Origin of the sequence: Bacteroides sp. An269, from assembly GCF_002159755.1 — a bacterium.
GTDB lineage: Bacteria > Bacteroidota > Bacteroidia > Bacteroidales > Bacteroidaceae > Phocaeicola > Phocaeicola intestinalis.
Genome location: NZ_NFJG01000009.1, coordinates 13,098 through 35,370, shown reverse-complemented (window position 1 = coordinate 35,370; position 22,273 = coordinate 13,098). Strand labels below are relative to the sequence as shown.

At 50.2% G+C, this 22,273-nt stretch carries 17 protein-coding genes; 3 read left to right on the top strand and 14 right to left on the bottom strand.

What is annotated here, in order from left to right; all coding sequences use genetic code 11:
• Positions 1 to 96 precede the first annotated feature (96 nt).
• Together B5F71_RS03610 and B5F71_RS03605 are read right to left on the bottom strand one after the other, a co-directional pair.
• On the bottom strand, positions 97 to 1,098 hold the full coding sequence (locus tag B5F71_RS03610) for a DUF4435 domain-containing protein (RefSeq protein WP_022041078.1): 1,002 nt from the start codon (positions 1,096 to 1,098) through the stop codon (positions 97 to 99).
• Positions 1,099 to 1,110: 12 nt separating this feature from the next.
• Entirely contained in the window at positions 1,111 to 1,935 is an 825-nt protein-coding gene (locus B5F71_RS03605) for an ATP-binding protein (protein WP_022041077.1), read from the bottom strand.
• Positions 1,936 to 2,053: 118 nt separating this feature from the next.
• Here B5F71_RS03605 and B5F71_RS03600 point away from each other — a divergent pair, with 118 nt between their 5' ends.
• A complete protein-coding gene (locus B5F71_RS03600; protein WP_087207778.1) occupies positions 2,054 to 3,946 on the top strand; it encodes an AAA domain-containing protein in 1,893 nt (630 codons plus the stop codon).
• Positions 3,947 to 3,953: 7 nt separating this feature from the next.
• On the opposite strand, the gene B5F71_RS03595 is transcribed toward B5F71_RS03600, so the two are convergent.
• The 12 genes from B5F71_RS03595 to B5F71_RS03540 all read right to left on the bottom strand — a co-directional run bounded on the left by B5F71_RS03595 (position 3,954) and on the right by B5F71_RS03540 (position 15,644).
• The gene (locus B5F71_RS03595) at positions 3,954 to 4,577 is read right to left on the bottom strand and encodes an ORF6N domain-containing protein (protein ID WP_087207742.1); all 624 of its coding nucleotides are present in this window, start codon (positions 4,575 to 4,577) and stop codon (positions 3,954 to 3,956) included.
• Between the two features lie 124 nt (positions 4,578 to 4,701).
• Positions 4,702 to 5,952, bottom strand: a complete 1,251-nt coding sequence (locus B5F71_RS03590; protein WP_087207740.1) for an ABC transporter permease — start codon at positions 5,950 to 5,952, stop codon at positions 4,702 to 4,704.
• 12 nt (positions 5,953 to 5,964) lie between these two features.
• Positions 5,965 to 7,140, bottom strand: coding sequence for an ABC transporter permease (locus B5F71_RS03585; protein ID WP_087207738.1), 1,176 nt, complete (start codon positions 7,138 to 7,140; stop codon positions 5,965 to 5,967).
• A gap of 116 nt (positions 7,141 to 7,256) precedes the next feature.
• Positions 7,257 to 8,243: an HlyD family secretion protein gene (locus B5F71_RS03580; RefSeq protein ID WP_087207736.1), complete on the bottom strand. Its 987-nt coding sequence runs from the start codon at positions 8,241 to 8,243 to the stop codon at positions 7,257 to 7,259.
• Positions 8,244 to 8,253: 10 nt separating this feature from the next.
• Positions 8,254 to 9,726: a TolC family protein gene (locus B5F71_RS03575; RefSeq protein ID WP_087207734.1), complete on the bottom strand. Its 1,473-nt coding sequence runs from the start codon at positions 9,724 to 9,726 to the stop codon at positions 8,254 to 8,256.
• 316 nt (positions 9,727 to 10,042) lie between these two features.
• Positions 10,043 to 10,642: an electron transport complex subunit RsxA gene (rsxA, locus tag B5F71_RS03570; protein ID WP_022041070.1), complete on the bottom strand. Its 600-nt coding sequence runs from the start codon at positions 10,640 to 10,642 to the stop codon at positions 10,043 to 10,045.
• A gap of 84 nt (positions 10,643 to 10,726) precedes the next feature.
• Positions 10,727 to 11,314, bottom strand: a complete 588-nt coding sequence (locus tag B5F71_RS03565; protein WP_022041069.1) for an electron transport complex subunit E — start codon at positions 11,312 to 11,314, stop codon at positions 10,727 to 10,729.
• Between the two features lie 17 nt (positions 11,315 to 11,331).
• Positions 11,332 to 11,937 (bottom strand): RnfABCDGE type electron transport complex subunit G, encoded by a 606-nt coding sequence (locus tag B5F71_RS03560; protein ID WP_022041068.1) that lies wholly within the window; start codon positions 11,935 to 11,937, stop codon positions 11,332 to 11,334.
• The gene (locus tag B5F71_RS03555) at positions 11,934 to 12,941 is read right to left on the bottom strand and encodes an RnfABCDGE type electron transport complex subunit D (protein ID WP_087207732.1); all 1,008 of its coding nucleotides are present in this window, start codon (positions 12,939 to 12,941) and stop codon (positions 11,934 to 11,936) included. The genes B5F71_RS03560 and B5F71_RS03555 overlap by 4 nt, the downstream gene beginning before the upstream one ends.
• Positions 12,942 to 12,976: 35 nt before the next feature.
• Positions 12,977 to 14,314, bottom strand: coding sequence for an electron transport complex subunit RsxC (rsxC, locus tag B5F71_RS03550; RefSeq protein WP_022041066.1), 1,338 nt, complete (start codon positions 14,312 to 14,314; stop codon positions 12,977 to 12,979).
• Between the two features lie 14 nt (positions 14,315 to 14,328).
• The gene (locus B5F71_RS03545; RefSeq protein ID WP_022041065.1) at positions 14,329 to 15,201 is read right to left on the bottom strand and encodes a Fe-S cluster domain-containing protein; all 873 of its coding nucleotides are present in this window, start codon (positions 15,199 to 15,201) and stop codon (positions 14,329 to 14,331) included.
• Between the two features lie 23 nt (positions 15,202 to 15,224).
• Positions 15,225 to 15,644 (bottom strand): SoxR reducing system RseC family protein, encoded by a 420-nt coding sequence (locus B5F71_RS03540; protein ID WP_087207730.1) that lies wholly within the window; start codon positions 15,642 to 15,644, stop codon positions 15,225 to 15,227.
• Between the two features lie 586 nt (positions 15,645 to 16,230).
• On the opposite strand from B5F71_RS03540, the gene gltB reads away from it, so the two are divergent.
• Both gltB and B5F71_RS03530 read left to right on the top strand, forming a co-directional pair.
• Positions 16,231 to 20,748 carry a glutamate synthase large subunit gene (gltB, locus tag B5F71_RS03535; RefSeq protein ID WP_087207728.1) on the top strand — a complete coding sequence of 1,506 codons (4,518 nt, stop codon included), beginning with the start codon at positions 16,231 to 16,233 and terminating at the stop codon, positions 20,746 to 20,748.
• A gap of 108 nt (positions 20,749 to 20,856) precedes the next feature.
• Positions 20,857 to 22,203: a glutamate synthase subunit beta gene (locus B5F71_RS03530; RefSeq protein WP_087207726.1), complete on the top strand. Its 1,347-nt coding sequence runs from the start codon at positions 20,857 to 20,859 to the stop codon at positions 22,201 to 22,203.
• The last annotated feature ends 70 nt before the right edge of the window (positions 22,204 to 22,273 follow it).

Genomic DNA, 22,273 nt, shown 5'->3' with positions numbered 1-22,273 from the left:
CGCCCTTACGAACAATTGGGCAAAATGCGGATATTCCTATTTTTATATTTGATTTAAGGGGCATGTGATACCGACCCTCGTAGGTGATAGTACGGCTTATGCCTTGATTATCCGCAGGAATTTTTCTACGTCCCGCCGTATCATCTGGTAAGTGGGCGACTCTTTATAGTTGGTGTTTTTATGTATGACTAATGCCACATCGACCTGGCTGCGCTGGTAGGCGGTCAGTTCGTTGCGCCGTTGGGTTTCATGCAGGGCGAGGTCGTTGATTTGTTGCTCGCGTTCGCGCCGCAGATAAGTGCATACCGGTGTCAGGAGGCGCATCACTACATTGTCGAGGATGTGATGTCCTTGGATAAACATGTAGGTGTTTTCGGGATATACTCCTAAGTGCTTAAACTCTTCCTTCATCGCTTCCACTTCGGGAATGCCTTCGGGATGGCGGTGCTCCAAGTCACGTAGTTTGCGGTTAACCTTTTTGGCCATAACTGCAAGGCTGTATTCGGGATGATGTATGCCTACTTGGTCTATTTTGACATACGAACAGAAATCCATCAGAGAGAACTCTGACAAATTGTGCCGGCGGTAGAACCATACCGACCATACGAAAAGCGGATAGGCTATCTGTGAGTAGAGTTTCAGGTATGCCGGAAAGTCTATCAGGACATGGTCGTTCAGTGTTGCTGTGACGCATACTTCGTGCAGCCCTTCGGCATAGCAATGGTAGTTTTCGATGGCGTAGGCATAGGTTTGCAGCACGTAGGGGTTTTCTATCATATAACGTGAGGTCTGGGTGCGTCCTTGCAGCAGGTAGTCGTAATCGCTGTCTACACAGGCTATCATATTTTCTCCTAATTGTTTTCCCAACTGGTTCATCAATACGCTTTTCTTTCCTTTTGCCAGCGAAGTTCGTGAAGGAAGCATCACTTCGAAATAACGGTTTTCGTTTTCGTACTCAGCCAATAGGGAGCGCCAAAAAGACACATCGTCATAGCTCTCTACATAAGCTACGATTTTTCTCCGCGCGTGTTTAGGCTTCAGGCTGTTGGCTGCGCCCAGATACATCGAGGACAAGTTGTCGGTCAGTCTTTTTCCCATGGTGTTTGTTTTTTAATGAGTGGTAATGTCGCTCACTTCGGTTACGGCATCTATCCAGCCGTTCATGATGACAGCTGGCGAGTGGGTGGTCAGGATGATTTGTGCGTTCGGGTTCAGTTGACGGATGAGGGTGATGAGGCGTTGTTGCCATTCTACATGCAGTGATATTTCAGGTTCGTCCATAAACAAGGCATAGGGCTGTTTGTCCTGTACTAATACGGTGAGTAGGATAACCAGCATCTGCTTTTCGCCTGATGAGAGCTGATAAGGGGTGAGCTCATCGCCGTCTTGTTCGAACAGGATTTCGTTGCTTTTGCGGTTGATTTTCTTGCCCGTGTCGCTGAACAGGTCATCTATCAGGTCCTGGAACAGTGTTTTTGCTTTCGACATTTCAGGTGCCTGGGCTTGTTGGGCGGGGTCGCCACTGGTCAGCATTTCGATGATGCGGTTGCCGATGTTTACCTGATAGTCCAAGTAGCGGCGTTGTAATTGGTAGAGTTGCCAGTCGAGTTCGGTTTTTACGTTTTGGTTGCCTATTTTTTCAAGTAAGCCCGAGCTGATGAGTGGGCGGTCGAAGCTGCGGATGACATCGAAATTGATGTATGTGGCATCTTCGGGCGAGAAACTGAATGATACCCCTTCTTGAAATCCGTTAGTCAAGGCTCCTCCTTCCAGTGCGGTCAGACTTCGGACGGAGTTGTTCAGAATAGTACTCTTGCCGATGCCGTTCACACCGCTTAGGATATTGACATCGGGGCGCAGGTTCCATGAAATGTCTTTGCGTCCCCACATCCTTTTAATATCAATGCGTTTGATGTAATCTGCCTGCTTTTTCATAACTTCTATGTTTTTTTGGTTGGCAGGTAAAAATACAGATAATAATGGAATTTATCAACAATTCAGCCTTTCTTTTTCAGAGAACTCGTACCTTTGTATCTTGAAATCATTTACGGGTATGAAAGAACAATCTACGATACACTCTCCAGTATTGTATCTGCAGCATCAATACGACTTGTTGCGGATGGAGTACGAATACGAGAAAGAACAGTTTCGCCAACAGACTGAATTGATGGGCGTAGGCAGGAAGGTGAAACGCGGGATGTGTTGGTATCCCGTCAGCATCGGACGAAATTATTACAATGCCTTGAATCAGTTGGTAGTGGAAGTGGAACGGAAGGAAGATAAGGAGATAGAACACTTGTTCGAGTATGGGCGTCCAGTGTGCTTTTTTACGCAGGACATGATGGGGAAACTTGCGTACCTCAACTTTGTGGCGACGGTGAGTTATGTTGACGAGGACCGAATGGTAGTGGCACTTCCTAATGCCGATGCTTGGGCTGCATTGCAGGGCAAAGATGTGCTGGGTGTACAGCTTTATTTCGATGAAACCAGTTACCGCCTGATGTTCGAAGCTTTGAAGCAAGTGATAGGTGCGAAGAACAACCGTTTGGCGGAGTTGCGCGACATCTTCCACGGTTCTGTTCCTGCTTCTGCTTTTACCTTCCAGCCTGTGCGCTTCCCGTGGCTGAATCGTACGCAGGAAGAAGCCGTCAATAAGGTGCTGCATGCCAAGGATGTTGCTATCGTGCACGGCCCTCCAGGGACGGGAAAGACCACTACGTTGGTTGAGGCAATTTACGAAACTCTGCACCGCGAAAATCAGGTGCTGGTGTGTGCACAGAGCAATATGGCGGTGGATTGGATTAGCGAAAAGCTGGTAGACCGAGGAGTGAATGTGTTGCGTATCGGAAATCCTAGTCGGGTGAACGACAAAATGCTTTCATTCACTTATGAACGCCGTTTTGAGTCACATCCTGACTATCCGCAACTGTGGGGTATCCGTCGTGCTATTCGCGATCTCTATGCCCGGATACGTAAGACAAGCAATCGTGAAGATGTCCGTACGAAAATTAATTCGTTGAAAGACCGTGCTACTGAACTGGAGGTGCGTATCAATACCGCTCTTTTTTCTGAGGCACGGGTGATAGCTTGTACGCTTGTAGGTAGTGCTAATCGTTTGCTGATGGGGCAGAAATTTGGTACTTTGTTCATTGATGAGGCAGCGCAGGCACTGGAGGCTGCCTGTTGGATAGCTATCCGTAAGGCAAACCGCGTCATTCTGGCAGGCGACCATTGTCAGCTTCCGCCTACAGTGAAATGTTTGGACGCTTTGCGTGGAGGTTTGGGTGACACGCTGATGCAATGTATCGTGCGTCAAAAACCTGAAACGGTTTCGCTCCTGAAAGTGCAGTACCGGATGAATGACGAGATTATGCGTTTCTCGTCCGAATGGTTCTACGGAGGCATGCTCCAGTCGGCTCCCGAAGTGAAATACCGCGGCATCCTCGATTTCGATACACCCATCGAATGGATAAACACAGAAGGAATGGATGCCGGCGAAGAGTTTGTAGGCGAAAGTTACGGGCGCATCAACAAAGCCGAAGCCGAACTCTCCATCGGCCAACTGAAATCTTACATCACCCGCATCGGCAGGGAACGGTTCCTCGAAGAACGCATCGATGTCGGATTGATTTCCCCTTACAAGGCACAAGTGCAATACCTCCGCCAGCTGCTCCGGCGCGACGCGTTCTTCAAGCCCTTCCGTTCCTCGATAACGGTCAATACGGTCGACGGTTTCCAGGGACAGGAGCGTGATGTAATCCTCATCAGTCTGGTGCGTGCCAACGAGGACGGCCAGATCGGGTTTCTCAACGACTTGCGCCGGATGAACGTAGCCATCACCCGTGCCCGCATGAAGCTCATCATCTTGGGCGATGCCTCCACCCTGACGCGCCACGCCTTCTACCGGAAGCTGTATGAGTATATCGAGGGGCTGCATGAAGCATGACAAGTGGTCATTCCACTTCGGTATGGTCTGCATCATTTTGCCTTTTCACCCGTTTTACCGTATGCTTGATTTTGCCTATCAGGAAATTGAGTTCAAGGCTTGATTCTGTTTCGGATGTTTCCAGGTCAGGCATGACTATGCTTGAAAGCATTTCTCCAATGTGTTGCATCTTGGATTGCTGCGACTTGCCATCCGTTTCACCGTGTAAGGCGTGCAATTCACGCTTGAGCTGGCGCACAGAGGCAAATGTCTCTATGATAGCAAGGGTGGCTTGCGTAGCTTGCGGACTTTTCAGGATAGTGGCAAGCATATACAATCCTTTCTCCGTGAACGCTTTGGGGAGGACACGGGTCTTGGGTGATAGATTTGCGGTCAAAATATTTGACCGCAAATCTGTAAATTCCTGTTTGTCAAGCTCAAGTACGTATCCACTCGGAAACTTCTCCGGATTGTTACGCACAGCTTGATTGACTTCTTTTGTCCTCACCCCATATAATTCGGCAACATCCACGTCTAATATCACCTGACAATCTCTAATCAGGATGATTTTTTGCCGTACCTGTTCAAATAGATTGACTGTACGTTGAGGGATGCGTTCTGCCCTTTCGTTTAAACCGTTGTTTTTATCCATGATAAAGTTTATGTCATTTATTGAAGTTCTTTATAGACAATAACGCAAACCGTATCATAAGTACATCACAAAACACAAACGGAATAAATAAAAAAATCTGTGCCCCATTAAAATAGGATAAACCTTACCGCAACACCGCCTGCCGCTTCTTCCGGAACTCATGCAAGCGTTTTAAGGCATGTTTCCGGCTCAACAGGATTTCCCTCCGGTAGAGGAAGAATGTAAGAAGGAAATAAATGCCTGCCTGCATCCATAATGCCCGGTATTCGGGCAAGACATCGTTCAGTGTGGCTCCCATCGTCTGTATGCGGATATATCCGTTGATGCCGAAAGTAGAAGGGAATATCCACGACACCGCTTTCCAGAAATCCGGGATTGCCGCTCCAGGCCATGAAATGCCTGAAATGAACAGCAAAGGCAACGATGTGAACACGAATATCATCATGCAGTCTTCACGCCTTCGGATGAGACACGAACATGCCATGGCAAAGAAAATGCATGCCAGCAGGTAGGGAAGGACAAAGGCTGCCAATGTATCCGGCGAAGCAAGAAAGACCAGCCGGAACATCTTGGGCACCGCACAAAGGATATATGCCGCCACGGCAAGATAGACCAAAAGATAAGCCAAGGACTTCCCGAAAATAATGCGGATGGCACCCTGATAATGGCGTACCATGGGCACCAAATCCCGGAAACGGTTGTTCTCGCGCGCCGTACCCGCCGACAGACCTATCCCGAGCAATAAGGTCTGCTGGATAATCAGGATAAGCACGGCAGGGATAAGAAAGCTGGCGAATCCGTCCTGCGGATTATAGAGCGATACCGCTTCGTAATCTATCGGGCGGACCGTAATCTCATCCTGCCGCCCGGTGGTATTGCCCGCACGCCGGATTTGAATATCCTTGTTCATCTCCAGCGAAGCCTCGGTATTGGCAAGCAAAAGCGCCTTATAATAAAGCATGCCGCTCATGTCGGCAAAGATGGAAACATGCGCCTGCTCTCCCGAAGCCAAGTCACGGCTAAAACCTTCGGGAACATAAACCACGCCGTATATTTTTTGCTTTTTCAGCAAAAGCCGGGCTTCTTCCATATCGGAACAATAAGACACGATACGGACATCCGGACCTCCGTCTACCCGGCGGAGGTATTCGCGGCTCACGGAAGAACGGTCGGCATCGACCACAGCCACGGGCACTTCACGCACTACTTCATTGGTATAGATGAATGCATAGACCAGCGGATACGCCAAAGGCACAAGGAGGAAAAAAATCAGTACGCCCTGGTCTTTGACGGTCATCTTCAGCTCTTCCTTACAGATATGGAACAATCCGGCGATGCCCTGCTTTATAGTATGTCTGAACGAATATTTTTTCATAATCCATCGGTTTTAGGGGATATATACATAGTGCAACATTTCCGTGCGCAACTTCTTCAGCACAAAGAACGGAAGAAGCAGGAAAAGCAAAAGCGCCACTATGGGTTGCCATACGTAGACGAGCGGATAACCGTTTAAGGCAAGGTTTACATATATCAGGAAATAATGCCGTAAGGGGAATAAAACCGCCAGCCCTTGCAAGACGGGATGCATCGCCATGACCGGAAAGGTAAAGCCGGAGATGGAAAATGAAATGACTCCCCATAACGAAGCCGCACTCAAGGCAAGGCGGAGGGTGCCGAACATGCCAAAGAAAAAGATGCCGACCGCCTGCGAAGCCAGCACCAGCAACAATCCCGCAAGAAGCATCGGGAAAATGCCGCTATTGCAAGGATAATGCAAGAACCCGTACAGATAGACATTATAGAATACGGTCACGATAAAGAAGATAACCGTATGCGGCAAGAGTTTCCCTACCAATGCCGTGCTGATGGAATTGTCTGCCAGACGCATCAGGACGTGTGCCGTATTTTCCTTCAGCTCCATGCCTAACGCATACGAGGTGGTCAGGAAAATGAGCAACATCAGGATGCCCGGCAATAAGGTATTGCACAAATACACCGAATAATTCAGCCACGGATTGTTCAACGCATGGGTGTCAATAACGACGGGCTGGAGAAACGCCATTGCCTGCTCTTCGGTAGCCCCCTTGGCTAAAAGCGTGCTCTGCCCGATGGCACCCGAAGCAAGTTCCGACATCGTGCGCTGGTCGCGGTACAGCAACGACCCTGCGATGAGGTACGCGTAATTGATGTAAAACGACACGCGGGGCTGCCTTCCGGAGATAGCTTCCTCGGTGGTGCCTTCGGGTATGTAATAAAAAGCATAAATCTCGCCACGCTGGACCGCCTTGCGTGCTTCGTGGAAATTTGCATAACGAGCCGTGACATGCGTTTGCTGGAATGCATCCAAATTGCGGATGATGCTTCGCGTAGTCGCCGTATTGTCCATATCCACAACACCTGCGGGCATGTTTGTAGGCAAGCCGTTTGCCATCAGCGTGGTAAAGAACACGTAGCAGAATACCGGTGCTATTACCATGCAGAAGAGGTAAATCGGCCGGGTCGCGATGTGCCGCAGTTCGCGTACGGCTATACGGTACAGGCGTTTATGAATGGTTGTGTGCATAAGTTTTTGAGTTCTTAAGTTTTTAAGTTTTTGAGTTTTTGGGTTCTTAAGTTTGTTGGTTTGTAAGTTTTTTCTATTATCAACTCAAAAACTTAAGAACTCAAAAACTTAAAAACTCACTTTTTAACTATCGCCGACATGCCCGGCCGCAGGTTCTCTACCGGCTGTACGGGCTTGGCTTTAATTTCGAATGTCTTCAGGTCGAAACCGCCGGTGGTCTTGGTCGCCTTCCATGCGGCATAAGTGCCTAAGTCTTTCATATAGGTCACTTTAAATGTGGCGTCTTTTTCCAATGCCGGGATAAACGCCGAAATCTCGCCCCCTACGTGGAAATCTTTCAGATAGTCTTCACGCACGTTAAACGTCACCCACATGTCATCCAGTTGGGCTACATTCATGATGGGTGCTCCGGTGCCGACCAGTTCGCCTACCTTAGGGAATATCTCCGTCACTTCTCCATCGGCAGATGCCGTGAGATACGTTTCGCTGACATATGAATTTACTTCAGCCACAGCACCTTCCGCTTGGCGCACCTTGGCGGCAGTCATCAACTTGTCTTCCCGTTGTGCTCCGTTTTTTGCCATTGTATATTGAGCTTTGGCAGCACGTTCGGTGGCCACCATTGCGTCATATTGTGCTTTGGTTTCATCGCGCTTTTGTGCCGACATCACTCCTTCTTCGTACAGGCGGTTTACCCGTTGGTATGATTTTTCGGCGATTTCCAGGCCTGCTTTGGCTTTTTGCCACATTTCGTAGGCGGCTTGCAATTGTTCGGCACGGGTGCCACGTTCGGCTTTTTCATTCAGCGCTTGGGCAGCCTGTTCCAAGGCTTCCGCTTGCGAGAGTTTCGCCATTACATCGGGCGCTTCGAGGATAGCAAGGGTATCACCGGCTTTCACTGCATCTCCCTCGTCTACGAAAATTTTCAGGATACGTCCGGGCACTTTGCTCGATACACGATATTCGTTGGCTTCGGCTTGTCCTTGTATGATTTCAGTACCTTTCCGGAAAGTGATGAAGCCGATAATGCTTACAATCAATACCACTGCTACGAGTGTAATGAATGCCAGCATGATGTTGTTGCGTTGCGTTCTTTCTGCCATATTGTTTGTCTTATTTTAGTGTTCCCATTGATTTGTTCAAATAGATTTCGCTCATTTTCAGGTCGATTTGTGCGTCAATCTTTCCCGATTGTGCCGAGAGCCAGGCGGTCTGTGCTTCCAGTACGTTGCTGGTGGGGATGACTCCTTCACGGAAACCCAAATTGGCGTAGCGCAGGTTCTCTTCTGCCTTTTCCATATTCTTTTCTGCCATAACCAGTTTCTTGGTGGCTTCGTTTACCTTGTATGAACTTTGAGTGACCTGTAATTCGATTTTTTCTTTTGCATCGTCCAGCCGGTAGCGGGCAATGTTGGCTTCAGCTTTGGCGGCACGTACTTTGTAAATACCTTCTCCCCAATGGAATACCGGTATACTGACCACTACACCTATGCCCCACATGCCGCGAAAGCGGTTCTCGAATCCATTTACTAATGAAGGGTTGGTAAACAGGTAGTTGGCGGTTAGTCCTATGGAGGGTAGAAATTCGGCTCGTGCCACGTTTACCTTTTGCCGGTAGATTTTCTCGGCAAGTTCCAGACTTTTCAATTCTTCGCGGTTGGCAAGTGCTGTACCCACGTTGCTTTCGGTATAGGTGGTTGGTAAGGCAAGGTCTTTCATATCCTCGTCCGCCAGACGGATATCGGTGTCGAGCGGAACTCCGCACAATTGGCAAAGTACCATTTTTGCCAGGGCAAGTCCGTCTTCTACTTGAGTCAGTGTCATTTCCGCTTCGTTCACTTTTACTCTGACGCTTAAAGCATCAGCAGTAGTGGCAACGCCTTGCTCTACCATTTTTGTTACATCCGAGTCGAGCCTTTGAACCAGTTTCACAAAACTTTCAGCGAGATGCTTTTTATTTGCCAGCGAGACTACTTGCCAGTAAGCCTGGTCAGTATTCAGGATGACGTCTTGCATTCCTGTGGCGTGTTGCGAGGCGGCAAGCTGTTCGGCATAGCGGGTGATTTTGTTGTATGCAATGATTTTTCCGCCCATGAAGAGGGGTTGGGTCAGGGTGGCAGCACCAGCATAGAGGTTACGTGTGTCTGTGCGGAACGCGTCTACGATGCTTCCACCTACGCCATTCAGTGCATCGGGTATCTGCCCCATTACGCCCGAAAGGGGGGTGAGCAAGGGGAGCAGTTCGGGATGTGTGGCTGCTATCTGTTGCATCTGTGCACCCAGTTGTTGGAGTTGAGGGGCAAGAGCTGTTCCCATGTTTCCGATGGCTTGCTGTTGTTCATTGCTGAGCAGAGAGATTTCCTTTTGCGTGCGCATATAAGTGCCCGTCACGTTTATTTTGGGCAGGAAATTGGTGAAAGCGGCTTTTTGTTGATAATGTGCCGCGTTTATTTTTTCCTGTGCGATGCGCAGCTCCTTGTTGTTTGCTAGGGCAAGGTTTCTGCAGCTGTCCAGTGTGAGTATGCGTTGGGCTTGTGCCACTGTGACAAGTGTGCCCAGCAGGATGATGGTCAGAATTTTTTTCATTGCCAATTTGTTTAAGTTTTCTGCTTACTTGTGCAAGCAGAACAAATGTACTGACAATAAAACAAACAGGCAAACGATTTGGTTTAAAAAAGCCTTAGCTTTTTTTGTTTGGTCTTGTAAAATGTTCTCATTTGGTCAGGAGGCTTATTCTCAAAACGAAGGTATATTCACCGGCCGTTGCATATATTTGCAATGACCGATGAATATATGATATGCAGGCAAAGGAAGTGCCTTTCATTTTGATTCTGCTTGGGCAGACAAATGGTAGACATTGTATTTTGTAATAGGGACAATTGGCTTATATGTAAAACCTGTGTCAGAGTCCCATCAGGGCAGCAAGTCCTTTGTCGACACCCGAAAAACCCATAAATGCCATTGCCAGCAGGCCGGCAGTAATCAGCGCAATAGACATTCCTTGCATTCCTTTCGGGATATTGACCAGACTAAGCTGTTCGCGGATGCCGGCAAAAACTATCAGGGCAAGGGCAAATCCCAAGGCTGTAGAGAAAGCATAGACCACGCCTGTCAGCAGGTCGAAATCTTTTTGGATGACCAGAATGGCTACACCCAGGATGCAACAGTTGGTGGTGATAAGCGGCAGAAACACGCCCAATGCCTGATAGAGTGCCGGTGACACTTTTTTCAAGATGATTTCGACCATCTGTACCAGCGCGGCGATGACAAGGATAAAAGCAATGGTTTGCAGATAAGCTAGTCCGAATGGGTCGAGTACGAATTTCTGGATGACGTAAGTGACGATGGTGGAAAGCGTGAGCACAAAGGCTACGGCAGCTCCCATACCCATTGCTGTTTCTACTTTCTTCGATACACCCAGGAAAGGACAAATTCCGAGGAATTGCGACAACACGATGTTGTTCACAAAGATAGCGGTGATAAATATAAGGATATATTCCATGGTTTGTTGTTTTTTATTTTAGAGTTTAAGAAGTTAATGCCGATGGTCGAGCTGCATCTGCGGAGTATGGGCTCTCTGAACTCTTTAATTATTCTTTTTTAATCTGTTTACAATCGCAATGAGATATCCCAAGGCGATGAAAGCACCCGGAGCCAGAACGAAGACCAGCATGCCATATTGTTCGGGCAGGATGGAAATGCCGAACAGTTTGCCTGTGCCTAAAAATTCACGCACACCGCCTAGTAAGGTAAGTGCAATGGTGAAGCCCAGGCCGATGCCCAGTCCATCGAAAAGAGAGGCTATCGGAGTATGCTTGCAGGCAAAAGCTTCGGCGCGTCCCAGCAGGATACAGTTGACTACGATAAGGGGAATGAACAGTCCCAGTGTGGCGTAGAGTGCGGGTACATAAGCCTGCATCAGCATTTGCAAGATGGTAACGAAGGAAGCAATAACCACGACAAAGATGGGAATGCGTACCATGTCGGGCACAAGGTTTTTGATGCCGGAGATAGCAAAGTTGGAACAGATGAGCACGAACATTGTGGCGAGTCCCATACCCATTCCATTGAGGGCGGATGAGGTTGTTCCCAGCGTAGGACACATGCCTAGCAGGAGCACGAACGTGGGGTTTTCCTTGACGATTCCGTTTATCAGTATCTTAAAATTGTTCATAATGTTCTCCTTTCTTGTTAATGTTGTTGGGAAGCTCCACTGGTGGCATCTACTTGGCCGTTCATATAGGCAGACCAGGCATTGTTTACTGCCTGCAGGAAGGCACGTGAAGTGATGGTGGAAGCGGTAATGGCATCTATTTCGCCTCCATCCTTGCTTACTGTGAGGGATTGGGTGCCGGGGTTTTTACCGGTAATGTCTCCTTTGGCTCCTTTCTTAAACCAGTCGGAGGCTTTCGAACCTAGTCCCGGAGTTTCTGCATGGCTGAGCAGGGAATAGTCGATGATGTTGCCTTCGGTATCGAAACCTACCAGTACGGTGAGGGTACCGCCGAATCCATTTGCCGAAGCTTCTACGGCTGCTCCGATGGGCTTGCCCCCTTGCGTGGCAGGATATATCTTGTAGGTGGTGCCTTCTACTTCTACTGTTTCCGCTTCTTCGGCAGGATTGTTGTCAAATCCCGGTATCACCACGGCTATGGCATCGCTCAGAGCTTTGGCATTGGCCTGGGCAATAGGCTCGGCAGTAGCTGCATTGACCCAGCCCAGCAATCCACCGGCTACAATAGAAAATCCAGTCAGCGACAGGATCATATTTTTCAATGACGATTCCAGTTTTTTCATTTTTTTGCTACCTCCCCATAGCGTTTGGGTTTACAATAAGTGTTGATTAACGGAGTGAATGCATTCATAATCAGGATGGCGAATGACATGCCTTCGGGATATGCTCCGAAGGTGCGGATGACTACCGTAAGGAAACCGATGCACACGCCGTAGACGAGCATTCCTTTATGGCTCATCGGCGAGGTTACGTAATCGGTTGCCATAAAAATGGCTCCCAACATCAATCCTCCGGTGAGCAGATGTTGTACGGGCGAGGCATAGACGGGATTCGCCAGGTGCATCAGTCCCGAAAAAACGAATACGGTAGCAAGGATGGATATCGGTATGTGCCACGAGATGATTTTTTTCCACAACATATAAGCCAGTCCGAGAAGCAGGGCAAGGGCACAGATTTCTCCCAGACATCCGGCTCCTGCCTGACAATTTTCAGGAAAACCTATTAACAGGAGCAGGCTGCTGGGCAGGTCGTTCAATACGGAAGGGTCGCCCGACTTGATGGCTTGCTTCATCAGGGCAAGCGGAGTTGCTCCGGTTTCGGCATCAAGGTAAGCTCCCCATTGTCCGGCTTGAGGCCACGAGGTCATTTGTACGGGGAAAGAGATGAGCAGGAATACACGGCCGATGAGTGCCGGATTGAACGGATTGCACCCTAGTCCGCCAAAAGTCATCTTGCCGATACCGATAGCCACGAGGGCACCGATGACGACAATCCATATAGGCAGGTTGGAAGGTAGATTGAATGCCAGTAAGATGCCGGTGATGGCGGCGGAACCATCCCAAAGGGTGTTTCCATCGCGCTTCAGGATGTATTTTGTGATGGCCCATTCGAAGAAGAGGCAGGCTGTTACCGAAGTGAGCGTGACAATGATAGCCCCTAGTCCGAACACGAAGAACGATACGAGCAAGGCGGGGATGAGCGCTATCAGCACGCCATACATATTGCGTTGGATGCTATCGCCGCTATGCACGTGAGGCGATAAAGATACGATGAGTTTATTTTCCATTTATATTTTACAATTTATCATTTTCAACTTATAATTCACTTTTTGGTGTTGCGTGCGCGGATGATGGCGCCGACTTTGCCTTTTCCCAACCGGATATTATCGAGTATCGGGCGGTGTGAGGGACAGGTGAACTGGCACGATCCGCATTCGATGCACGACATAATCTGTTCGTGTTCCACGCGGTCCCAATCGCCATGTGCCGAACAGGTGGCAAGCAGGTAAGGTTCCAGTCCCATTGGGCATACACTTACACATTTGGCGCAACGGATACAAGGTTGAGGAGTTGCACGGCGTGCTTCATGTTCGTTCATCAGCAGTACGCCCGAACTTCCTTTGCATATAGGTATGTCGGTGCTCATCAGTGCTTTTCCCATCATCGGACCTCCTCCGATTACCTTGCCGGTATCTTCGGGCATACCTCCGGCTGCTTCTATCAACTGGCTCATCGGAGTGCCCAGTCGGGTAAGAAAATTGGAAGGAGTCTTGAGCGACTTACCTGTGACGGTTACAATGCGTTCGAAGAGGGGCTTATGTTTTTGTACTGCTTCGTAGATGGCAAATACCGTGCCTACGTTTTGTACGATGGCACCTACATGGATGGGCAATGCAGGAGGAGCTGGCACTTGCCGGCGGATAACAGCGTCAATCAATTGCTTTTCGCCCCCTTGGGGATATTTTACTTGCAGAGGAACCACTTCGATACCTGCATAAGCCTTGGCTTTTTCGGAAAGCAGGCGGATGGCATCTGGCTTGTTGTTTTCGATGGCGATGTAAGCACGATTAACCTTGGCGGCCTTCATCAGGATGCAGATGCCTACCAATATTTCATCGGGCTTTTCCAGCATCAGCCGGTGGTCGGCGGTCAGATAAGGTTCACATTCCACGCCGTTGATAATGACGCAAGTTGCCTTGCATCCTGCCGGAGGGCTGAGCTTGACGTGTGTGGGAAAACAGGCACCGCCCATGCCTACGATGCCGGCTTCTTTAATACGTGACACGATTTCCTCGGGGCTGAGGTCGCATGTTTTTAGGAGAGTGGTGCTGCGGTCGATGTCCGGCTCCCATTCATCACCTTCCACATCGATATAGATGGCGGGCTTACGATAGCCGCTGGCATCAATGACGCTATCTATCTTGTTCACCTTGCCAGATACGGACGAGAAGATGGGGGCTGAGACAAATCCTCCTGCTTCTGCTATCCGGGTGCCCACCTTTACCGTATCGCCTTTTTTTACGAGGGGGGTAGCAGGTGCGCCGATGTGTTGTGACAAAGGGAACACCGCCTGTCGGGGGAGGGCAAGGGGTTCGATGGCTTTGCCCGCCGACAATTTATTAGCTGCTGGATGTACTCCACCAATTCTGAATGTCTTCACTTTATCTGTTGTTTTTAAGGTTTTACTTCGGGTTGTTCTATTTCGGCTGAAACGGTTTCCCGTTGCTTACGGGGAGGGAAGTTGACCGCCACGATGGCTCCTTGCGGACATTCCATTTCGCACTTGCGGCACGCCTTGCATTTGGCAGGGTCGATGTAGGCAAGGTTGTTTTCGAGTGTAATGGCTTCGAATGGACAAGTTTTCACGCATTTGCCACATCCGATGCAGGCGGCATCGCACACCTTACGGGCAAGGGCACCTTTGTCTTTGTTGACGCATTGCACATACACACGGCGGTTGTTCTTTCCACGTGGGCGGATTTCGATGATGTTTCGTGGGCAGGCTTTCGCACAGGCTCCACACGCGGTACATTTTGTCTCGTCCACTTCGGGCAGTCCAGTTTGAGGATTGATGCGGATGGCCCCGAACTGGCAGGCATTGGCGCAATCACCATAACCCAGGCATCCGAAGAAACATCCCGTTTCTCCACCTCCGGTGGCGTTTGCCACTACGCACGAGCGCACACCGTCGTATTGCGTGAGCCGGGGACGATTGTCGCATGTGCCGTTGCATCTTACTACAGCCACTTTAGGCTCGGAGGCTTCTGCCTTCAGCCCCAAGATGGCAGCTACCTTCTCCATCGTGGGTTGTCCACCTACGGGACAGAGTTTCCCTTCGAGCGAGCCTGCCTTGACACATGCTGCGGCAAAGCCCGAACATCCCGGAAATCCGCATCCACCGCAATTTGCCTGTGGAAGCACTTCGGCTACCTGGGCAATACGTGGATCTTCGTACACGGCAAATTTCTTCGAAGCCACATACAAGACGATGGCAGATACCAGTCCGATGGCTCCCAATGAAACGACCGCAATTAAAATCATATTCATACGTATAAAGTTAGTTTATTTGATTAGACTACATTTTCCAGCCGGAAGATAAACGAACGGTTCAGTCGCTTACGGCATATATATATAATAAGGTAATAAGGAACCAGTGCACCTAGTGTGGCAAGGGCGGAAACCAACTCATTGTGCGTAAGGTGAAGGACGGAAGCAAGTGCCAAGAGTAAAACCAAAAAAGGAAAGACAAAAGCCAGCAGGACGGCTTTCATGCCCATCGCGGTGGTGCCCGAAATCAATACCTTTTGTCCGACGGCACACACCACTCCTTGTGGGTTACACACATCGATTATCTTTTCTTTTGATTCAGGCACGTGGCAATGTTGCTTGACGCTACATGCCGCGCAAGCTGATGTTTGTTCGATTCTCACCTTCAGGCGAGTTCCGTTGATGCTTTCCACAATACCTAGATGTTTAATGTTACTTGGCATATTTGTAATCTGTACTTTGCAATACGAGGCAAAAATACTATAAATTTTCAGTCGCTGGTAACGTTAACGGTGAATTTATCTGCTAAAAAAAGCAAAATCCAACGGATATGTGTCTTTCTCCCTCTGATTGCATCAGAATGCATAGACGATTAGGGGATGATCTCGGTGGATAAGTAGTGCCGGTGTATCTGTATCTCTCCGCCATATGCTGCATCGTTTGTAAGATTATTAATCTTACAGCGTGAAGATTAATAATCTTTCGGCTTGAAGATTAATAATCTTACAAGCAATGCAGTCATGTGGACTGTCTTATTGACAGTATGTCTGTGGCAATAGAAGCCGATGGAATGTTGAGCTATAAAAAGCCTTATTCTTTTATATTGTAATTAAAACAATTTGTTTTGCTTATGATATGTTTGATTGGCAAGGGTTATTTGAGCAGATTGAAAGTACAGCGGCGGGCACTTGATATTTCTTGAAACAAAAACGGTCTGTAGGTGTACACGATGAACGTAGTATCTGTATCTTTGCGAGCAAAGAGATAGATACAAACGACTAAACAGTAGTAAAAAGAAAGCAAACACCAATGAAAGAGGAAACTTTTATCAGAATGGAGAGCAGCGCAGCTACAGACGTACAACAAACGGGATTATACGATGCTGCATACGAGCACGATGCTTGCGGTGTGGGAATGATTGTAGACATTCATGGCAACAAGTCGCACGAACTGGTGGACTCGGCACTGAAAGTGCTGGAGAATATGAAACACCGCGGGGCGGAAGGTGCCGACAACAAGACCGGAGACGGTGCCGGCATCATGGTACAGATTCCTCATGAGTTTATCTTGTTGCAAGGCATACCGGTGCCTGAAAAAGGAAAGTACGGCACAGGGTTGGTCTTCCTGCCCAAGGACGAGCAGGAACAGGCACGCATCCTGAGCATCATGATAGAGGAAATAGAGCGTGAAGGGCTTACCCTGATGCACCTGCGGAGCGTACCGGTCAACTCTTCCATCCTGGGGCAAAGCGCACAGGAGACGGAGCCGGCTATCAAGCAAGTGTTCATCACCGGTGCCACGGACGTGGAAAACCTGGAACGTACCTTGTATATCATACGCAAGAAAATCGAGAAGCGGATACAACACAAAGACTTCTACATAGTGTCATTGTCCAGCAAGAACATTATTTATAAAGGTATGCTCTCGTCGGTGCAAGTACGCGAGTATTTCCAGGACCTGACACAACCTTACTTCACCAGCGGGCTTGCCATCGTGCATTCCCGCTTCAGCACCAACACCTTCCCCACGTGGAGCCTTGCCCAGCCTTTCCGCCTCTTGGCGCATAACGGCGAAATCAATACCATCCGGGGAAACCGTGCATGGATGGAAGCCCGGGAAAGTGTGCTTTCTACGCCTACTCTGGGCAATGTAAAGGATATCCGTCCCATCATCCAGCCGGGCATGAGCGATAGCGCCTCGCTGGACAATGTATTGGAGTTTTTCGTGATGTCGGGCTTGAGCCTGCCTCATGCCATGGCGATGCTGGTGCCCGAATCGTTCAACGACAAGAATCCTATCAGCGAAGACCTGAAGGCATTCTACGAATACCATTCCATCCTGATGGAACCGTGGGACGGACCTGCCGCCCTGCTTTTCAGCGACGGAAGGTATGCCGGAGGTATGTTGGACCGTAACGGCTTGCGTCCGGCACGCTACCTCATTACGAAAAATGACATGATGGTGGTGGCAAGCGAGGCTGGTGTCATCAGCTTTGAGCCGGAGACCATCAAGGAAAAAGGACGCCTCCAGCCGGGAAAGATATTGCTTATCGATACCCAGGAAGGCAAAATCTATTACGACGGGGAATTGAAAGAACAGCTTGCATCGGCACGCCCGTACCGCCAATGGCTTTCTGCCAACCGCATCGAGCTGAACACCCTGAAGAGCGGGCGGAAGGTGGAAAATACCGTGCCCGATTTCGAGCGTAAGCTCCGTGCCTTCGGTTTCACGCGCGAGGACATCGAACGCACGCTGACACCGATGTGCACCAACGGTGCCGAACCTACGGCATCCATGGGAAACGATACCCCGCTGGCGGTGCTGAGCGACATGCCTCAGTTGCTATTCAACTATTTCCGCCAGCAGTTCGCACAAGTGACCAACCCTGCTATCGACCCGATACGCGAGGAACTGGTGATGTCGCTCACCGAATACATCGGGGCGGTGGGCACCAACATCCTCTTGCCCAGCGAAAGCCATTGCAAGATGGTGCGCCTTCCGCATCCCATCCTTACCAATACCGAACTGGACATTCTCTGCAACATCCGCTATAAGGGCTTCAATACCGTGAAGCTTCCTGCGCTCTTCGAAGTCAGCAAAGGGAAGGCAGGATTGCAGGAAGCCCTGACCCAGTTGTGCAAGAAAGCCGAACAATCGGTAGATGATGGCGTAAACTATATCATCCTGTCGGATAGAGGCATCGATACGGAACACGCCGCCATCCCGTCCCTGCTTGCCGTAAGTGCCGTGCACCATCACCTCATCAGCGTGCAGAAACGTGTACAGACCGCGCTGATTGTAGAAAGCGGAGAGGTGCGCGAGGTGATGCATGCCGCCCTGCTTCTGGGATACGGGGCAAGTGCCTTCAATCCGTACATGGCATTTGCGGTATTGGACGAACTGGTGAAACGCAACGAAATCCAAATGAACTATGAAACCGCGGAAAAGAACTACATCAAGGCTATTTGCAAGGGATTGTATAAGGTGATGAGCAAGATGGGCATCAGTACCATCCGTTCGTACCGCGGCGCCAAGATATTCGAAGCCGTCGGGCTGAGTGAAGAATTGCTGAAGGCTTATTTCGGCACCGGAACGTCTTCGGTGGGAGGCATCCGGCTGGAAGAGATAGCCAAAGACTATATCACGTTCCACGACAACGGGTTCATGCCGGATGAAGTAGAGCCTTTATTGCCGCATATCGGACAGTTCTCTTACCGGAAAGACGGAGAGAAACATGCCTGGAACCCTGAAACCATCAGTGCCCTTCAGCTCGCCACACGCACGGGAAGCTATGCCAAGTTCAAGGAATACACCCGCAAGGCGGACGAGAAAGAGCATCCCATTTTCTTGCGCGACTTCTTCTCCTTCAAGCGCAACCCCATTCCGGTAGAAGAAGTGGAGCCGGTAGAGGATATAGTGAAACATTTCGTGACGGGAGCCATGTCGTTCGGCGCCATCAGCAAGGAAGCCCACGAGGCAATGACGCTTGCGATGAACAAGCTGGGCACACGGAGCAATACGGGCGAGGGAGGCGAGGATTCGGACCGCTTTCACGACACGTTCGACGGCATCTCGCTCTGTAGCAAGACCAAGCAGGTGGCATCGGGACGTTTTGGAGTGACCGCCGAATACCTGGTGAATGCCGAAGAGATACAAATCAAGGTGGCGCAGGGAGCCAAGCCCGGTGAAGGCGGACAGCTTCCGGGCTTCAAGGTGAACGAGGTCATCGCCCGTACGCGCCATTCCATTCCGGGCATCTCATTGATTTCACCTCCGCCCCATCACGATATCTACTCCATCGAGGATTTGGCTCAGCTCATCTTTGACTTGAAGAACGTGAATCCGAAAGCCCAAATCAGCGTGAAACTGGTGGCAGAGAGCGGCATCGGGACCATAGCCGCCGGCGTAGCGAAGGCGAAAGCCGACCTGATTGTGATTTCGGGAGCCGAAGGAGGCACAGGGGCTTCGCCCGCCTCATCAATGCGCTATGCGGGCATCCCGCCCGAAATAGGGTTGAGCGAGACTCAGCAGACACTGGTGCTGAACGGTTTGCGCGGACAGGTACGCCTGCAGACCGACGGACAACTGAAGACCGGACGGGATGTTATCAGCATGGCATTGCTGGGAGCCGAAGAGTTCGGTTTCGGTACGGCGGCACTGATAGTCTTGGGATGTGTAATGATGCGCAAGTGCCATGCCAACACGTGCCCGGTGGGCGTAGCTACCCAGAATCCGGAGTTACGCGACCATTTCCGCGGGAAATACGAATATGTAGTCAATTTCTTCCGCTTCCTGGCACAGGAGGTGCGCGAGTATCTTGCCGAAATGGGCTTCAAGCACCTCGATGACATTGTAGGACGTACCGACCTCATCGAAATCAAGCCCCGCCAAATGGGAAGCAAGGCAGCCCTGCTCGACTTCGGCCGCATCCTGTATCAGGTGAACAACGGGTCGGCACTGCACAACGTCACTATGCAAAAGCACGACATCGACAACGTGAAAGACGTAGCGATGCTTGCCGCTGCCCGTGAGGCGTTGGAGAGCAAGAAAGAAGTATCGCTGGAATATGCCATTGCCAATACCGACCGTGCAGTAGGCACGATGCTCTCGGGAGCCGTAGCGTTGAAGTATGGTGAGGCAGGCTTGCCCGACCAGACCATCAACGTGAAGTTCAAAGGCTCGGCAGGACAGAGTTTCGGCGCTTTCCTGACCCACGGCATCAGCTTCAAGCTGGAAGGGGAAGCCAACGATTATTTGGGCAAGGGCTTGAGCGGAGGCCACATTTCAGTACAGCCTCCTGTACGGAGCAATTTCGATGCCGAGAAGAATACCATCGTGGGCAATACCCTGCTCTATGGTGCTACAAGCGGCGAAGTGTATATTAACGGACGTGCCGGAGAGCGGTTTGCGGTGCGCAATTCGGGTGCCATAGCCGTAGTAGAAGGCGTAGGCGACCATTGTTGCGAATACATGACCGGCGGTCGGGTGGTCGTATTGGGAGAAACCGGACGTAACTTTGCCGCCGGTATGAGCGGAGGCGTGGCTTACGTGTGGGACAAGAACCACAACTTCGACTATTTCTGCAACATGGAAATGGTGGAACTTTCCTTGCTGGAAGACTCCACCGCCCGCAAGGAACTGCACGAACTGGTACGCCAGCATTACCTCTACACGGGGTCGCAATTGGCACGCACCATGCTCGACAACTGGAGCCGTTACGTAGACGAGTTCATTCAGGTGACGCCGATTGAATACAAGAAGGTGCTTGCCGAAGAGCAGATGCGCAAACTCCAGCAAAAGATTGCCGAAGTGCAAAGAGACTACTAAATATAAATTAAGAATGAAGAATTAAGAATGAAGAATGGGTAGATGTCACTCTTCATTCCTCGTTCCTGATTCTTCATTCCTCATTCTTAATTCTTCATTTAATATATTATGGGAAATCCTAAAGCATTCTTAACCATACCCCGTCAGGAAGCCGGCTACCGGCCGATACACGAACGGATTACTGACTTCAGTGAAGTAGAACAGACACTCAATACCAGCGACCGCAAATTGCAAGCCTCGCGCTGTATGGATTGCGGCGTACCCTTCTGCCATTGGGCATGCCCGCTGGGCAACCGTCCGCCCGAATTTCAGGACGCAATGTATAAAGGCAAGTGGGAAGAAGCCTTCCAGATACTGAGCCGCACCAATGACTTTCCGGAGTTTACCGGACGCATCTGCCCCGCCTTGTGCGAGAAGAGCTGCGTGCTGCAACTGAGTATTCATGCGCCGGTCACCATCCGCGAAGATGAAGCCGCCATCATCGAAGCGGCGTTCCGCGAAGGCTACATCAAGCCGAAACACTATCCGCGCAACGGGAAGAAAGTGGCGGTTATCGGGTCGGGACCTGCCGGGCTTGCCGCTGCCAACCAGCTGAACAAGAAAGGATATGAAGTAACCGTATTCGAGAAGTTGGAATACATCGGCGGATTGCTACGCTTCGGCATCCCCAACTTCAAACTGGGAAAGAACATCATCGACCGGCGCATCAGGCTGATGGAAGCAGAAGGGGTGACGTTCAAGCCCAATACTGAAATCACCGTGCAGAAGCTGCCCGAAGGCTTCGACGCTTATTGCGTATGCACCGGCACGCCCCAGGCACGCGACCTCGCCATCCCCGGACGAGACCTGAAAGGCATCCATTTCGCAATGGAGATGCTGGCACAACAAAACCGGGTACTTGCCGGACAGACCTTCACGAAAGAAGAGCGCATCGATGCCCGAGGCAAACACGTGCTGGTGATAGGCGGAGGCGATACCGGAAGTGATTGCATCGGCACAAGCAACCGCCAAGGAGCAGCAAGCGTGACACAAATCGAGATTATGCCCAAGCCGCCCGTAGGAGATAATCCAGCCACGCCTTGGCCCCAATGGCCCGTAGTGCTGAAAACCAGCAGCAGCCACGAAGAAGGATGCACACGCCGCTGGAGTTTGTCGTCCACTAAATTCATCGGGAAAAACGGGCACGTGTGTGGTGTGGAAGTGGAAGAAGTGGAATGGGTGCCTGCGGAAGGCGGAGGACGCCCTGTAATGAAACCCACCGGCAAGAAGGAAGTCATCAAGGCAGACTTGGTATTGCTCGCCATGGGATTCCTGAAGCCGGAAGCTCCCCAGCTTCCCCCGAATGCTTTCCTGGCAGGGGATGCCGCTACCGGCGCCAGCCTCGTAGTGAAATGCATCGCCGGAGGACGGAAAGCCGCCGAAAGCATCGACCGGTTTCTTTCACCTAAAAATTAAGGATGCATTGAAACGCAGATTAACGCAGATTCTCGCAGATTACTTTTAGGATACAGAAAACACAGGAGAA

Excerpts from the sequence above, each read along its gene's own strand:
- B5F71_RS03600 (WP_087207778.1), top strand. The coding sequence starts at position 2,054 with ATGAAAGAACAATCTACGATACACTCTCCAGTATTGTATCTGCAGCAT.
- B5F71_RS03540 (WP_087207730.1), bottom strand. The coding sequence starts at position 15,644 with ATGCCAAGTAACATTAAACATCTAGGTATTGTGGAAAGCATCAACGGA.
- B5F71_RS03580 (WP_087207736.1), bottom strand. The coding sequence starts at position 8,243 with ATGGCAGAAAGAACGCAACGCAACAACATCATGCTGGCATTCATTACA.
- B5F71_RS03560 (WP_022041068.1), bottom strand. The coding sequence starts at position 11,937 with ATGAAAAAACTGGAATCGTCATTGAAAAATATGATCCTGTCGCTGACT.
- gltB (WP_087207728.1), top strand. The coding sequence starts at position 16,231 with ATGAAAGAGGAAACTTTTATCAGAATGGAGAGCAGCGCAGCTACAGAC.
- B5F71_RS03610 (WP_022041078.1), bottom strand. The coding sequence starts at position 1,098 with ATGGGAAAAAGACTGACCGACAACTTGTCCTCGATGTATCTGGGCGCA.
- B5F71_RS03565 (WP_022041069.1), bottom strand. The coding sequence starts at position 11,314 with ATGAACAATTTTAAGATACTGATAAACGGAATCGTCAAGGAAAACCCC.
- B5F71_RS03585 (WP_087207738.1), bottom strand. The coding sequence starts at position 7,140 with ATGCACACAACCATTCATAAACGCCTGTACCGTATAGCCGTACGCGAA.
- B5F71_RS03545 (WP_022041065.1), bottom strand. The coding sequence starts at position 15,201 with ATGAATATGATTTTAATTGCGGTCGTTTCATTGGGAGCCATCGGACTG.
- B5F71_RS03590 (WP_087207740.1), bottom strand. The coding sequence starts at position 5,952 with ATGAAAAAATATTCGTTCAGACATACTATAAAGCAGGGCATCGCCGGA.
- B5F71_RS03530 (WP_087207726.1), top strand. The coding sequence starts at position 20,857 with ATGGGAAATCCTAAAGCATTCTTAACCATACCCCGTCAGGAAGCCGGC.
- B5F71_RS03605 (WP_022041077.1), bottom strand. The coding sequence starts at position 1,935 with ATGAAAAAGCAGGCAGATTACATCAAACGCATTGATATTAAAAGGATG.
- B5F71_RS03595 (WP_087207742.1), bottom strand. The coding sequence starts at position 4,577 with ATGGATAAAAACAACGGTTTAAACGAAAGGGCAGAACGCATCCCTCAA.
- B5F71_RS03575 (WP_087207734.1), bottom strand. The coding sequence starts at position 9,726 with ATGAAAAAAATTCTGACCATCATCCTGCTGGGCACACTTGTCACAGTG.
- B5F71_RS03555 (WP_087207732.1), bottom strand. The coding sequence starts at position 12,941 with ATGGAAAATAAACTCATCGTATCTTTATCGCCTCACGTGCATAGCGGC.
- rsxA (WP_022041070.1), bottom strand. The coding sequence starts at position 10,642 with ATGGAATATATCCTTATATTTATCACCGCTATCTTTGTGAACAACATC.